Here is a 14,205-nt window from a genome sequence, read left to right on the forward strand (position 1 = left end):
CCATGCCCACCGTTGACATACTGCTGCCGGGCTACGCCATCGACACCGACCAGGGGTATCCGGCCTTCTGCGGAGTGTTCCTGATCCGAGGGCGCGCCGGCACGGGCGAGCGCCGGAACATCCTCGTCGACGCCGCCCATGTCGGGCGGCGGCCCTTCCTGTGGGAGGCGCTCGCCTCGCACGGGCTCGCCGCCCCGGACATCGACACCGTGGTGCTCACCCACGCCCACTGGGACCATGTGCAGAACATCGATCTTTTCCCGCATGCGACGCTGCTGATCCACGCGGCCGAACGCCGCTACGCCCACACGCCCCACGCCAACGACTGGGCCACGCCCTCCTGGACGGGGCTGCTCCTGGAGCAGCTGCCCATCCGCGAGGTGCGGGACGGCCACGAGGTGATACCCGGCGTGCACATCCTGGCCCTGCCCGGCCATTCACCGGGCAGCGTCGGCGTGGTCGTCGAGACCGACGCCGGCCGGAGCGTGATCACGGGCGATGCGCTGCACTTCGCCCAGGTCGCCAGGACCCGCCGCAACCCGCTGGTGTTCTGGGATGTGGAGCAGGCCGTACGCAGCATCGACCGGGTGGTGGACCTGGCCGACGTCATCTACCCGGGCCATGACCGGCCGTTCCGGCTGACCTCCCGCAGGGAGATCGAGTATGTGGAGCCGTTCTGCCTCACCGTGACCGGGCTGCGCCCCGACGCCCGGGGCCTGACCTTCGCCGACCGCTCGGAGCAGGGGACCGAGTGGATCATGCCGGGCATCGGGGGCCAGCCCGCGCTGTACGAGAAGAACGCCCAGGAGATCGCCCGCCGGATCAGCCGGGTCCCGCGGATCGCCCCGCCCGCCCCGGCATGAGCCGTACGAGCGCGGCGTTGAGCTCCCGGAAGAAGGGAGCCGGCGCCTCACGGGGGAAGAAGTGCCCGCCGGGGACGCGGGTGAGGCGGAAGGTGCGGGCGTACCGCTCCCAGGCGCGTACCGCCTCGGGGTCGACCAGCGTGTCGTCCGCGCCCGCGAAGGCGTGGACGTCGAGCGACGGCCGTGCGGGCACGACGAGCCCGGCCTTCCGATGGCTGGCGCAGATGCGCAGGTCGTCGCGGACGACGGGCAGCAGCGCGCTCAGCCACTCGTCCCTTCCCAGGAACTCGGGGCTCAGCCCCCCGACGTCGACGAGGAAGCGCGCGAGCTCCGCGTCCCCGTACCGGTCGGCGGGCGGCAGCGGCGGTGTGCGGTGCGGCGCCGCGTACGCGCCGACGAAGAGGGCCGACGGCGCGCGCCCGCCCGCGCGCTCCAGGGCCGCCGCGACCGCGAACGCCACCAGGGCGCCCATGCTGTGCCCGTAGAAGGCGTGCGGTTCCCGGAGCCAGGGCTCCAGCTCGCGGACCAGCGCCTCGGCGAGCCGCCCGACGTCGTCGAACCGCGGCTCCCGGTAGCGGGCTTCGCGCCCCGGGAGCTGGACGGGCAGCACGTCGACGGATGGCACGACCCGGCCGGGCCACGGTGCGAAGAACGACGCGCCGCCGCCCGCGTGGTGGAAGCAGAACAGGCGCAGCGGGGCGTTCTCACGGGGTGCGCGCACCAGGCAGGCAGGCGTCTGTCGGGCGGCGCACGCCCGCTCGGCGGACACCGGCTCGGCGGACACCGGCTCGGCGGACGCGGCGGTCATCGGCCCCCCTTGGCTCCGGCCCTGCGCACCAGCCGCCCCATGGCCCCGGCCGCCCGCCGCGCCAGCCCGGGGTCCCAGACCAGGACCAGCGGGGTGTCGAGGAAGAGCGCCCTGAGGTACAGGCAGCGTCCCGGCGCACCGGTGCGGCGGTCGACGAGACGCCGGTCGACGGCGGTCATGCGCGCACCACCGCCTCGTGCATCTGGCGGAAGGTGGCGGCCTCGATCAGATCGGCCACGGGGATGCGCCGGCCGGTGACGCTCTCCACCACGGTGACCAGGCGCAGCAGATACACGGAGTCCCACTCCGGGAAGTCGTCCAGGGGCCGGTCCAGGTCCTGTGGTGTGAGGGCCACTCCGAGCTCCTCCGTGACCAGGGAGCAGAACTCGGCGGCATCGGCCACGCTGACGGTGTTCGCGTTCGGATTCATGGCTGGTGTTCCTGTTCGAAGTCGGCGTGCAGACGGATGTGCGCGGGCGTGGGCGGGAGGGTGTGCAGGCGGTGCCGGAAGAAGCAGGCGTCGTCGTCGGCGTGACCGGCGCCCTCGGGGGCGAAGCCGTGGTCGGTGTAGAAGCCGGCGAAGGCGGCGTTGCGCGGGGAGGGCAGATAGCGGGCGAGCACACTGCGGGCGCCGGTGGCGCGTGCGTGCTCGAGGACCGCGGTCAGACAGGCGCTCTCGATGCCGCGTGAGAACACCCGGCAGCTCAGCACATAGTTGTCGATCCGCAGGACGGCCCCGTCACGGCGCAGGAAGACGACGCCGACGAGGCCGTGGTCGCCGAAGCGGTCACGGGCCCGCACCGCGAGCACCCGGTGGCCGGGCCGGGCGCACAGGTGCTGGACGTCGTCTGCCCGGAGCCGCTCGGTGGCCAGGTGGAACTGGTTGGTGCGCAGGGTGAGCTGGGCGACCCGGGTGAGCTCCGCCGGGGTGGGCGGGGACAGGGCCGCCTCGATGCCGAGGCCGTTCAGGTACTCCTGGTACGAGGGGGCGTCCTCGCGCAGTTCGCGCCGCTTGGCCTCGGTGCGGTAGCGGGCGGTGCGCTCCCGGTCCTCCTCGGTGAGATCGGTGACGTCGAACCAGCCGTCGGCCAGGAGCGCGGGGGTGTGCAGGGCGGGTTCCTCGTCGACCGCGACGACCGCGACCTCGGGCAGCCGCTCCTGGACCAGGCCGCGTTCGAAGGAGCTGTCGTCGACGAAGACGAAGCCGTCGAGTCCCAGGTTGGCGCTGTCGGCGATGTCCCGCAGATTGTCGTGCTTGGGCCGCCAGTTGGCGTTGATCTGGATGAAGTCGCCTTCGCGCAGCGGCATGGCGGGGTGTTCGCGCAGTGCCCTGAGCACGTTGTCCGCGTCGTTCTTGCTGCTGACGGCCAGGAGCACCCCTTGTGAGGAGAGCTGTTTGAGCGTCCGCTGGAACTCCGCGTACGCCTCGCCGCGCAGCCCGGAGCCGATCTCGATCCCGTCGGGTCCGTCGTCGCCGAGGACGCCGCCCCACAGTGTGCCGTCGAGGTCCAGCACCAGGCATTTGCGGGTCTTTCCCAGCCGGGCGCGCGCCAGGTGCCCGGCTTCGCGGGCGTAGGCGGCGAGCAGCCGGTCGCCGAGCCGCGCCTTGGCGTAGACGGCGGTGCGCGGCTCGTACGCGGGGACTCCCTGGGCGATCAGCGGGTCGAGGTCGATGACGACCAGGCCGGGGTGGTGCTGGGCGAGGGCGAGCAGACCGGTGTTGAACTCGCGCCACACCGCGCCGAGGGCGGCCCTGGACCGCAGGTCGACGAGTTGGTGGGTGTGGTCGCGCAGCAGCGGCACGGTGTTGAGGACCAGCGGCCCGCCGTCGCCTTCCTGATGGGTGCGGACGGCTCTGCCGAGCAGTTCGAGCCGGGAGCTGACCGCGGCTTCGACGTCGGCGACGCGCCAGGGCGAGGGGACTTCCTCGAACACCGTGTGGGCGTCGAGAAGGCAGAGGGTGAGTCCGGGGGTGTCCGGGGCGGCTGCCCGCGGGGCGAGCAGATCGTGCAGACAGGAGCCGTACGGGGAGACGACGGGGGCGAGGAGGATCCCGTGGCGGGCGAGCTGTGCGGTGAGCGGGGCGACGAGGGGCCCGACGGTCGACTGGCCGGTGATGCGGACGGCGAGCGTCGGGGTCGCGGGGTGGCGGCTTCGGACCAGCGAGCGGTCGAGGCGGGCCAGCAGCTGTCCGGCGGCGGCCAGTTGACGCTCGGGCAGACGGGCGAGGAGGGTGCGGACGGTGTCGTACTCGGCCTCCAGTCGTCCCGCGGCGTAGGCGGCGCGCAGCGCGGCGAGTGCGTCGCCGCCCCTGTGGTCGCCGCGGCCGTCGCCGCCGGTGCGCGGGGGTCCGGCGGTGTCGGATCCGGGGTCGGGTGCGGAGGCGGGCGGCGCATGGCCGTGTTCGGTCGTCGTCATATGCGCTCTGAGGGTCATATGCGCTCCAGGGCGAGACCTGACTTGATCCATTTGCTGGACTCGACGGCGACGGCGGCGACGCGTCCCGGCCCCCGCCACCGCTGGAGGAGCTCGGCGAGTTGGAGGAACGGCAGGGCGTTGCCGTTGTTGCCGACGGAGCCGACGACGTTGACGCGTACGGCGTCGGGGGCGGGCATGGCGGCGGAGATCCTTTCGCTCATCCGGGCGGAGAGCTGCGGGGGCAGCAGATAGTCCACCTGTTCCGCACGCCAGCCGACGTCGTCGAGGAGCTCCCAGAACATCTGCCGGGCCAGCAGGGGCACGGCGGACTCGATCGCCTTGTAGTCCTCGAAGACGGCGGTGCGGTCGCTGTGCCGGTCGCCGAGCCCGAACCAGTCGATGACCTGCCCGGGCTCCCTGCCCAGGCCCACCAGCCGGTTGAGGATCTGGCGGACGGCGAGGGACTCGCCGAGGGGGTCCGCGGTCAGCACCGCGGCCCCGGCTCCGTCGCCGAACAGGGCGTAGTTGACGAGTTCGGCGGAGCTTCGGGAGGCGGGGTCGTAGTCGGTCTCCAGGTGTTTGGCGCAGACGTCGCCGCCGATGACGAGCACGGTGGCGCAGCGTTCGGCGAGCAGCAGGGAGCGGGCCACGTCGAGTGCCTGGAAGGCGCCGGCGCAGCCGGACTGGAGCTGGTAGGTGGGGACGTTGTCGATGGCGAGCCGGTCGGCGACCAGGTTCACGGTGGCGGGCATCAGCTGGTCGGGGGTGGCGGTGCCCATGACGACGCAGTCGATGTCGGCGGCGTCGAGTCCGGCCTGGGCCAGGGCCCGGTCGGCGGCCGCGGCGGCGATGTCGGCGAGGGTGTCGCGGACCTGGCCGGTGGCCAGGTCGACGGCGAAGTGGCGGGCGGTGTTCCCGATGAACATCTCGGCCCACTGCTCGTCGATGCCGACCAGCTTGGCGAGCGTCGCGTTGTCCACCGGGTCCCCCGGCAGACAGGTGCCGACCGAGGCGAGGTGTACGGCGGGTGCGGTCATGAGGGGGTTCCTTCCGGAAGGGAGTCCCTGAGCCGTTCCACGGGCGGGTCCGGGGCGCGGTCCGGAGCGGTGCTCGCGGCGCCGTCCGCGGTGGGGCGGTCTGGCGTGGCGTCGCCGGGGTCCGTGAGGAGGCATTCGCTCAGATAGTCGATGAGGTCGCCGAGCGTGCTGAGGCTGGCGAGGAGGTCCTCGACGGGCAGGCTGCCGAGCCGGGGCAGCTCCTTCTCGATGCGCGCCTTGAGTTCCATGACCTGGATGGAGTCAAACCCGAGGTCCTCGTGCAGCCGGGAGCCGCGGTGCACGGCGGCCGGTTCGTGCCCGCCGACGCGACACACCAGTCGGTGCGTCAGTTCGCCGACCGAATGGGGGAGGTCGTCGGCCGTCGCCGGCGGGCACGACTCTCCGCGGCCTCTGCCGGGCGGGGCCGCGGCTGCCGCGTCCTGCGGGATGACGGGGGTGGACGCGGTCAGTTCGGGGGCAGTGCGCGGCGGCGCGGCGGAGCGCCAGGCGCGGAAGGTGTCGTCGAAGAGGTACGGGGGGAGCCTGAGCGGCACCTGGTCCTCCGCCGTGTACACCGCGTCCCAGCGCGGGCTGAGGCCGGCGCACCACAGCTCGCCGAGGAGCTGCTGCGGTCGGCAGCGGGCGGCGTGCTCCCCCGGGTGGGCGGCGTGGCAGCTCACCGCGGCGTCGTCGGCGGCGTCCTGCCGCAGCCGGGCCAGCAGCGGGGTGAGGACCGCACGCGGCCCGATCTCCACGATGTGTGTGGGGCCCGCGGCCAGCAGTTCGGCCGCCGCGTCGGCGAACCGCACGGGTGCGGTGATCTGCCGCGCCCAGTAGTCCGCGTCGAGCGGCTCGCCGGCGGCGCTGCGCCGGCCGTGGACGGTCGAGTAGAAGGGCAGTCCCGGCGTACGCGGGACGAGTTGCGCGCTCTCGCGGCGGAAGGCGTCGACGACGGGCAGCATCAGCGGGGAGTGGAAGGCGTGGGAGACGTCCAGGGGGCGGGCGGTGACGCCCCGCTCGGCCAGTGCGGCGCGCAGCGCGGCGAGTTCGGCGAGGTCGCCGGCGACGACGGTGCGGCCGGGGGCGTTGACGGCGGCGAGTCCGAGGCGCGGCCGGCCCTGGAGCAGGCTGCCGGCCTCGGCGGCGTCCAGGGGCACGGCGAGCATGCCGCCGCCGTCGGGCAGGGCGTCCATGAGCGCTCCGCGGCGGGCGACGAGCCGGGCGGCGTCGGCCGCGTCCAGCGCTCCGGCCGTGCAGGCGGCCGCGAACTCGCCGATGCTGTGCCCGATCACGAAGGAGGGGGTGATTCCGGAGTCGGCCAGGGCGCCCGCCATGGCGTACTCGACGGCGAAGAGGGCGGGCTGGGCCAGTCCGGTACGGCGGAAGTCCTCGTCGCCTTCGAGGATCGCGTCCCGCAGCGAGCGCCCGACATGGGGCCGGAGCAGCTCGTCGATCTCGTCGAGCAGTCGTGCGTACACGGGTGAGGCGGTGTACCAGGACGCGGCCATGGCGGCGTGCTGGGCGCCCTGCCCGGTGAAGGCGAAGGCGACGGCGGGTGCGGCTGCCGTGCCCCGGCCGGGGTTCTCGCCGCTCTGCGTCCGGCCGTGGCGTTCCGCTTCGGCGCGCAGGCCTCTGACGAGACCGGGCAGGTCATGGGCGGCGACGGCGACACGGTGCGGGAGGCGGGACTTGACCCGGTTGCTGGTCCAGCACAGCTGTGCGAGCCGGTCGGCGGGCTGGCGGGCGAGGGCGTCGGCCTGGGCCAGCAGATTGGGCCGCAGCCGCTCGGGGGTGCGGGCGGAGAGGGTGAAGACTCCGGGGGCGCGGCCGGATGACCGGTGCGGGGTGCGGGGCGGCGAGGACAGGACGGCGTGGGCGTTGGTGCCGCCCATGCCGAAGCTGCTGACGGCCGCGTGCACGGTGCCGGACGGCAGCCGCTGCGGGGCTTTGAGAAGTGCCAGCCTCCGTGTGGGCAGTTGGAGTTCGGGGTTCTCCTCGTCGGCGTATCGGCTGGGCGGCACGGTGCGGTGGTGCAGCGCGAGCACGGCCTTGACCAGCCCGGCGAGGCCGGCCGCTCCTTCGGCGTGTCCGAAGTTGCCCTTGACCGAGCCCAGCGCGATGCTGCCGCCCGCGCCGCGCTCCGCGGTGAGCCGGCCGAGGGCCTGGGCCTCGATCATGTCGCCGAGGACCGTTCCGGTGCCGTGCGCCTCGATGAAGCGGATGTCGTCGGCTGTGACGCCGGCCGCCCGCCAGGCGCCCTCGATCAGCCGCTGCTGGGACCAGCGGCTGGGTGCGGTGATGCCGTTGCTGCGGCCGTCCTGGTTGACCCTCGTCTCGTTGAGCACCGCGTAGACGGGCTGGCGGTCGGCAAGGGCGTCGCCGAGGCGGCGCAGCAGCAGCACGGCGACGCCTTCGGCGCGGCCGATGCCGTCCGCCGCGGAGCTGAACGGCTTGCAGCGGCCGTCGGGGGCCGACAGTCCGGCCTGGGTGTAGAAGATGTTGATGGCCGGGGTCATGATCAGGTTGGTGCCGGCGGCGAGGGCGTAGTCGCATTCGCCGGAGCGCAGGGCGGCGAGGGCGAGGTGCACGGCGACGAGGGACGAGGAGCAGGCCGTGTCGACGGCGAGACTGGGGCCCTTGAGGTCGAGGTGGTACGAGACCCGGTTGGCGCCCATGAAGTAGCCGTTGCCCGAGCCGTGGCGCGCGGTGATGTTCTCGTAGTCCGTCAGATGCAGACAGGCCCACTCGTTGGCCATCACGCCGACGAAGACGCCGGTGTCGGTGGCGGCCAGGTCCGCGGGGGCCAGGGCGGCGTCCTCGACGGCGCGCCAGGAGCACTGGAGCAGCAGCCGCTGCTGGGGGTCCATGGCGGCCGCTTCGCGCGGGGAGATGCCGAAGAAGCCGGGGTCGAAGGCGTCGGGGTCGTCGATGAAGCCGCCGCGCAGGGTGTTGGCGCGCCCGGGCTGCGGGCCGTCGGCCGAGGGTGTGCGGTGGTAGCGGGCCGCGTCCCAGCGGGTCTGCGGCACCCGGCCGGTGCCGTCCCTGCCCTGGATCAGCAGGTCCCAGTACTCCTTGGGGTCGCGGGCGCCGGGGAAGCGGCAGTCGAGCCCGACGACCGCGATCGGTTCGCGTGCCGTCATGACGGCGTCCCCGCGTCATGCGCAGTGCCGCCGAGCCGCTCGGCGAGGTGGGCGCTGATGGCCCGGACCGTGGGGAAGTCGTAGACGATCGTCGGGGCGACGGGCAGCATCAGATGCTGTTCTATCTCTCCGCAGATGCTGAGCGCGGCCACCGAGTCGAGGCCGTAGTCCGCCAGCGGTGTGCCGGGGTCGACGTCGCGGGGTGTGCGATGGAGGTGGAACGCCGCGCGTTCGGTGAGCCAGCTCTCGAGTTCCCGTGCGGTGTGGCCGGGCTTGGCCCGGCCGGGGGCGTCGGTGCGGGACCCGCCGACGGTGAAGGCGTCGTTGACGCTGTCGGCGACGGTGTCGGTGTCGGTGCGCATGGATGCCCTTCCCTGGATGGTGCCTGACATGGAGTCCGCCACGGAGCCTCAGCGGCCGGGGCCGGCCGGCGGGATCACGGTGGCCGCGGAGTGCGCGGCCCGCCCTGCCGCGGCCGTCGGCTGCGGCGGGTGTTCGTCGGCCAGCGCCGCGGCGGCGGGCTCCAGACTCTGGTGGAGGACGGGCAGATCGCCCGAGAGGAAGAGCTGCCGCATCAGCGTGCGCTGTGTCTTGCCGCTGGTGGTCTTGCGGATCGCTCCGGGGCGCACCAGCACCACGCTGGCCCCGGAGAGCTGGAACTCGCGGCTGAGCAGCGCCCGCACCGACACGGCGAGCGCCGGGAGGCCCGCCTCGTCATAGCACCGGGGGCGCAGTTCCTGGACCACGACGACGCCGGTCCGGCCGGCATGCGGGTCGCCGACCGTGAACACCGCGCCGCCGCCGCGCCGGAAGGCGGGGCCCATCTCCTGGACTGCCAGTTCGAGGTCCTGGGGGTAGAGGTTGCGGCCGCAGTGGATGAGCATCTCCTTGATGCGTCCGGTGACGTAGAGCTGCCCGTCGTGGAGTGCGCCGACGTCGCCGGTGCGCAGATACCCGGCGCGGCCGTCCGCGGTCTCGGCGTGGAACGTCTCGGCGGTCAGCTCCCGCCGGTTCCAGTACCCGGCGGCCGCCGAGGGGCCGCGCAGCCAGATCTCGCCGACGCGCCCGTCCGGCAGGGAGCGCAGCGTCATCGGGTCCACGATGAGGACCTCGGTGTCCTGCGGCGTGCCGCAGGACACCAGGGTCCTGACGGTGCGACCGGGCCGGGGCTCGCGGAGTTCGTCCTGCTCCAGGGCGTGTGCGTCGACCTTCAGCTCGCCGGGCGGCCGCCCGGTGACCGCGCCCGAGACCAGGAGGGTGTTCTCGGCGAGGCCGTAGCTGGGCACCAGGGCCTGCGGGCGCAGCCCGTGGGCGGAGAAGCGGGCGGTGAAGGCGCGCAGGGTGTCGGAGCGCACCGGCTCCGCGCCGTTGAGGGCCACATGGAGGCTGGACAGGTCCAGCCCCGCGGACTGCTCCTCGGTGACGCGCCGGGTGCACAGTTCGTAGCCGAAGTCGGGCGAGGCGGTGCCCTGGACGCGGAAGTCATGGATCATGCGGAGCCAGCGGTGCGGCTGCTTGATGAAGGAGACGGGAGACATCTGGACGCTGGTGCCCGCCATCCACAGCGGGTGCAGCGTCATCCCGATGAGCCCCATGTCGTGGTACAGGGGCAGCCAGCTGCCGGCGACGACGCCCGGCGGGATGGCCATGGCCCGGCCTATGGCCTGCTGGTTGGCGGCGAGATTGGCGTGGGTGACCATGACGCCCTTGGGTTCGCTGGTGGAGCCCGAGCTGTACTGGAGGAAGGCCACGTCCGTGTCCCGCACACGGGGCGCGGTCCACATCCCGGCCGCTGCCGGGTCCTCGCCGTCGCCGCCGACGGCCAGGCATGCCACGTCGCCCTCTCCGGAGGCGGCCAGCCAGGCGGCGAGCGCCTGCCGGTGCTCGGGCAGCGTCAGCACGGCGCCGGCCGAGGCGTCGCGCAGGATGGCGCTGACCCTGGCGAGGCGTTCGCCCGGCTCGTCGGGAAGCGGGGCGGGGATGGCGGTGCGCCCGGCGTAGAAGCAGCCGAGGAAGGCGGTGACGAACTGCACGGTCGGCGGGAAGAGCAGCAGAACGGGGCGGGCGGTGCGGGCGGAGGTCGCCTCGCGGAGCCGGACGGCGATCGACCGGGCCCGGCGGTCCAGTTCCGCGTAGCTGAGCCGCTCGGGCCGCATTCCGCTGCCGTCTTCGTGCAGATACACCAACGCGGCCCGTTCGGGGCAGTGCTCCACGCCGGCGCGTACGGCGTCCGTCAACGTCCGGTGCTGGGGTGGCAGTGCCACGGCACGTCCTCTCTGTCTCGGGTGGTGCCCGGGTGGTGCGAGGGCCGGAGCGGCACGTGGTGCCACCGGCTTTCCTCATCGTTCGGGTGCTCTGAAAAGGCCGCGTAAAGCACGACTTGGGGTGCACGTCGCGGCGCTGGGCGGTGCGGCAGACTCGGCTTCGCCAGCGGTCTTCCATCCACTGCCTGACACGCGGTGCCTTGTGAAGGAGCCTCCATGACCGGGATCTCGATCGGCCCGCTGCCGCCCCCTCATCCAGCCGCTCACAGCAGTGGGACGGACGGCTCGGACCATGGATGGCGGTATGTCCGCGGCCGTGTGCTGCGCGACGGGCACGCCGTGTGCCACGGACTGCTGACCGACTGGGCCGCCGCGCCGGGAACCCCCGCACGGGAGTTGTCGGGCGCGGACTGGGCCCGGTACCGCTCGGCGCGGGAACCGGCGGTGCGCGGGCGGCTGTTCGGCTCGCGGCTGCTGGCCCGCCATGCGGTGGCGGCGGCCGCGGATGCGGACCCCTCGCTGGTGGAGCTGGTGCGCGGCGCGGGCGGGCGCCCTGCCGTGTGTGCCCCCGCGGGTTTCGACGTCGGCATCAGCCATACCGGGGATCTGCTGGTTGTGGGGGTGGCCCGTGGACGGCGGATCGGTGTGGACGCCGAGCACCGGGACCGGCCGCTGTCGATGCCGCCGCTGCCGGAGAAGTTCTGTCACCCCGAGGAGTTGGCGCGGCTCGCGCGGCTGCCCGCCGCGGAGCGCAACCGGGCGCTGGTGCACCGCTGGACGCTGAAGGAGGCGTATGCCAAGGCCCTGGGGGTGGGGCTGCGGCTGGATCTGTCGGGTGTGCCCTTCGTGGCGTGCGGTGCGGCGCGGGGGGACGGCAGGCGGTGGCGCTCACCCGCCGCGCCGGGCTGGTGCTTCGTCAGCGGCACGGCGGCGCGGCGATTCGTGGTCGCCTGCGCGGTCGGACCGGCCGGCCCGCGGACACCGCCGCCTCGAGGGGGAGGTGCCGGAGAGACGGGCGCCGAATTACGAGACAGAGATGTTTCGATACGGCATTGACTCGACTGGACGGCGGGTCTAACCTCGTGCGCACGGCCCTCGGTTCCACGCCGTCCCTTGATTCGCCTCACCCGCGCATGCCGCTCCATCCGCGCATGCAGCGCCCCGTCCATCCGTTCACGCAGCACCCTCTTCTTCCGAGGAGCGGAAAACGTGACGTCCCAGACCCGATTCCGTCCCGCCGAGCAACCCCGCCAAGCCGATCCGCGCCGCTGGCTGGTGCTGAGCGTCCTGCTGGTCAGCCTGCTGCTCGTCGTCCTCGACACATCGATCCTCCATGTCGCGTTGAAGACGCTCGCCGAGCCCGCACCCATCGGTCTGGACGCCTCGCCCAGCGGCCTCCAGTGGGCGGTGGACTCCTACACCCTCGTCTTCGCTGCGCTGTTGATCAGCACCGGCGTGCTCGCCGACCGCTGGGGACGCAAACGCACCCTGGTGACCGGCCTCGCCGTCTTCGGGCTCTCCTCGCTCTGGTCCGCCTATGCCGACAGCACGGCCGAACTGATCGCGGCACGCGCCGCACTGGGCGTGGGCGCGGCCCTGGTGATGCCCGCCACCCTGGCGATCATCATGCGGGTGTTCCCGCCGGACGAGCGCGCCAAGGCCGTCGGCGTATGGGCCGGTGCGGCCGGACTCGCCGTCGCCGTGGGGCCGGTTGTCGGCGGCGCGCTGCTGGAGCACTTCTGGTGGGGCTCGGTCTTCCTGATCAACATCCCCATCGTGGCCGTCGGCATCGTCGCCGCCCTCCTCGTGGTGCCCGAGTCGGCGAACCCCTGCCGCGGCGGCTTCGACCCCGTCGGCGTCCTGCTGTCGGTCACGGGCCTCGCGCTCGTGGTGTACGGGGCCGTCAAGGGCGGCGAAGCCGCGGACTGGACGGAACGGGAGGTGTGGGCGCCGGTGCTCGGCGGAATCGCCGTGCTCGCGGGGTTCGTGTCCTGGGAACGCCGCACCGCCCTGCCCGCCCTGGACGTCGGCCTCTTTCGGGTCCCCCGCTTCTCGGCCGCCGTGACGGTCATCGGCCTGGTGTTCTTCGCGCTGCTCGGGGCGACGTTCTTCCTCGTCTTCTATCTGCAGAGCGTGCGCGGCTGGTCGCCCCTGCAGGCAGGGCTGCGGCTGCTGCCGCTGGCCGTCGCCCAGCTGGCGTTCGCGGTCCCGGCCGGCCTCGCCGCCCGGCGGATCGGCACACGCCCGGTGTGCTGTGCCGGCATGCTGCTGGCCACGCTGTCGCTCCTGGCGATGGCCGCGGTGGACCAGCACACCTCCCTGTGGGCGATCGAGTCCGTCTTCTTCGTGATGGGCGTCGGCATCGCCTGTGTGATGCCGCCCGCGACAGCCGCCGTGATGGCTTCCCTCCCCCAGGAGCGCGCGGGCGTCGGATCCGCCGTCAACACCACCTTCCGCCAGGTCGGCGGGGCGCTCGGGGTGGCCGTGCTCGGCTCGCTCCTGACCAGCGCCTACCGCTCGGACATGACGGACCGGCTCGCCGGGCTGCCCCTCGGCCTCCCCGAGGGCGCACGGGACCGGGCGCTGCAGTCCGTCGAGGGAACGCTCACCGCCGCCGATTCGCTCGGCCCCCGCGGCGAGGCGCTCGCCGACTCGGCCGTCCACGCCTTTGTATCGGCCATGCACACCACCGCCCTGGCCGCGGCCGCGGCCACCCTGCTCGGGGCCCTGGTCAGCCTGCTGCTCCTGCCTCCCCGTACGAGCGCGGGACGCGGGGCCGCCGAGCGCACATCCCCCGCCACCCAGCCAACGGAGGTCTGACTGATGCCACCGCACGTTCATCGGGCGGCCGCCCCGGGACACCCGTCCCGGGGCGGCCGCCGACGCGACCCCGCCGCCGACCGCGCGATCCTGGAGGCGGCCCTGGCCCTGCTCGGGGAGGGCTGCAGCTTCGCCGATCTGTCCATGGACCTGGTGGCCCAGCGTGCAGGGGTGGCCCGGGCCACCGTCTACCGGCGCTGGCGCAACAAGGAAGAGCTGGTGCTTGCGGCCCTGGGCAGCCTGGACCTGCCCGTCCCGCACCTCGAGGGGCTGCCCCTGCGCGACAAGCTGGTGGCGCTGGTGGACCAGATCCGGCACCGCGGCCAGGACACCCTGCTGCACCGGCTGCTCGCCGGCCTGGTCGGCGAGGCGGCGCGCCGCCCCCATCTCGTCGAGCGCTTCGAGGAGACGGTGGTGGCCCAGCGGCGCAGGGCTTTCGAACAGGCCCTGTCCGAAGGCGTCGAGAGCGGAGAGCTCCGCGCCGACCTGGATGTGGACCAGGCGATCGAGATGCTCACCGGGCCCATGCTCTCCCGGCTGATCCTGCGTCAGCGGCCGGTGGACTCGGCGGCCTTCGCGGAGTCCGTCGTCGACATGTTCCTCAACGGCACACGGAGCCGCCCCGGCCGCTGACGGCCCCGCCCGACGGCGCCCGGCACGCACGACCGGCACCACCAACGCCACGCGCACGGACGGCGCCACCGGCACCACGCACGCGGACAGCACCATCAGCACCACGCGTACGCACGGCGCGGACGCCACGACGCGTACGCGTACGCACGGCACCACCAGCCCCAACACCACCGCACGGCCCCATCCCCATGCCCCAGCAGGCAGCACACCTGCCTCACGGCA

Annotated in this window: 12 protein-coding genes; 4 read left to right on the plus strand and 8 right to left on the minus strand. The window is 73.5% G+C overall.

Annotated features, from left to right (window positions below; translation table 11 throughout):
- Positions 1 to 2: 2 nt before the first annotated feature.
- Entirely contained in the window at positions 3 to 863 is an 861-nt protein-coding gene (locus tag QCN29_RS04455; protein ID WP_279926349.1) for an MBL fold metallo-hydrolase, read from the plus strand.
- Here QCN29_RS04455 and QCN29_RS04460 read toward each other — a convergent pair.
- The 8 genes from QCN29_RS04460 to QCN29_RS04495 are packed head-to-tail and all read right to left on the minus strand — an operon-like array spanning position 823 to position 10,530.
- The gene (locus QCN29_RS04460) at positions 823 to 1,671 is read right to left on the minus strand and encodes a thioesterase II family protein (RefSeq protein WP_279926350.1); all 849 of its coding nucleotides are present in this window, start codon (positions 1,669 to 1,671) and stop codon (positions 823 to 825) included. The genes QCN29_RS04455 and QCN29_RS04460 overlap by 41 nt on opposite strands.
- Positions 1,668 to 1,850, minus strand: a complete 183-nt coding sequence (locus tag QCN29_RS04465) for a hypothetical protein (protein WP_279926352.1) — start codon at positions 1,848 to 1,850, stop codon at positions 1,668 to 1,670. The genes QCN29_RS04460 and QCN29_RS04465 overlap by 4 nt, the downstream gene beginning before the upstream one ends.
- The gene (locus QCN29_RS04470) at positions 1,847 to 2,101 is read right to left on the minus strand and encodes an acyl carrier protein (RefSeq protein ID WP_279926353.1); all 255 of its coding nucleotides are present in this window, start codon (positions 2,099 to 2,101) and stop codon (positions 1,847 to 1,849) included. Before QCN29_RS04470 ends, QCN29_RS04465 begins: the two co-directional genes overlap by 4 nt.
- On the minus strand, positions 2,098 to 4,107 hold the full coding sequence (locus QCN29_RS04475) for an HAD-IIIC family phosphatase (protein WP_279926354.1): 2,010 nt from the start codon (positions 4,105 to 4,107) through the stop codon (positions 2,098 to 2,100). The genes QCN29_RS04470 and QCN29_RS04475 overlap by 4 nt, the downstream gene beginning before the upstream one ends.
- Positions 4,104 to 5,126, minus strand: coding sequence for a 3-oxoacyl-ACP synthase III family protein (locus tag QCN29_RS04480; protein ID WP_279926355.1), 1,023 nt, complete (start codon positions 5,124 to 5,126; stop codon positions 4,104 to 4,106). Before QCN29_RS04480 ends, QCN29_RS04475 begins: the two co-directional genes overlap by 4 nt.
- Positions 5,123 to 8,266, minus strand: coding sequence for a type I polyketide synthase (locus tag QCN29_RS04485; RefSeq protein ID WP_279926356.1), 3,144 nt, complete (start codon positions 8,264 to 8,266; stop codon positions 5,123 to 5,125). Before QCN29_RS04485 ends, QCN29_RS04480 begins: the two co-directional genes overlap by 4 nt.
- Complete coding sequence (locus QCN29_RS04490; RefSeq protein ID WP_279926357.1) at positions 8,263 to 8,628, minus strand: acyl carrier protein; 366 nt, start codon at positions 8,626 to 8,628, stop codon at positions 8,263 to 8,265. The genes QCN29_RS04485 and QCN29_RS04490 overlap by 4 nt, the downstream gene beginning before the upstream one ends.
- Positions 8,629 to 8,676: 48 nt before the next feature.
- Complete coding sequence (locus QCN29_RS04495) at positions 8,677 to 10,530, minus strand: fatty acyl-AMP ligase (RefSeq protein WP_279926358.1); 1,854 nt, start codon at positions 10,528 to 10,530, stop codon at positions 8,677 to 8,679.
- A 216-nt stretch (positions 10,531 to 10,746) separates the two neighbouring features.
- Between QCN29_RS04495 and QCN29_RS04500 the strand changes: the two genes are divergently transcribed.
- The 3 genes from QCN29_RS04500 to QCN29_RS04510 all read left to right on the plus strand — a co-directional run bounded on the left by QCN29_RS04500 (position 10,747) and on the right by QCN29_RS04510 (position 13,983).
- On the plus strand, positions 10,747 to 11,586 hold the full coding sequence (locus QCN29_RS04500; RefSeq protein WP_279926359.1) for a 4'-phosphopantetheinyl transferase family protein: 840 nt from the start codon (positions 10,747 to 10,749) through the stop codon (positions 11,584 to 11,586).
- Positions 11,587 to 11,739: 153 nt separating this feature from the next.
- Positions 11,740 to 13,350, plus strand: coding sequence for a DHA2 family efflux MFS transporter permease subunit (locus tag QCN29_RS04505; RefSeq protein WP_279926360.1), 1,611 nt, complete (start codon positions 11,740 to 11,742; stop codon positions 13,348 to 13,350).
- Positions 13,351 to 13,353: 3 nt separating this feature from the next.
- Entirely contained in the window at positions 13,354 to 13,983 is a 630-nt protein-coding gene (locus QCN29_RS04510) for a TetR/AcrR family transcriptional regulator (protein WP_240139877.1), read from the plus strand.
- The last annotated feature ends 222 nt before the right edge of the window (positions 13,984 to 14,205 follow it).

The organism is Streptomyces chengmaiensis (assembly GCF_029846775.1).
Taxonomy (GTDB): Bacteria; Actinomycetota; Actinomycetes; order Streptomycetales; family Streptomycetaceae; genus Streptomyces; species Streptomyces chengmaiensis.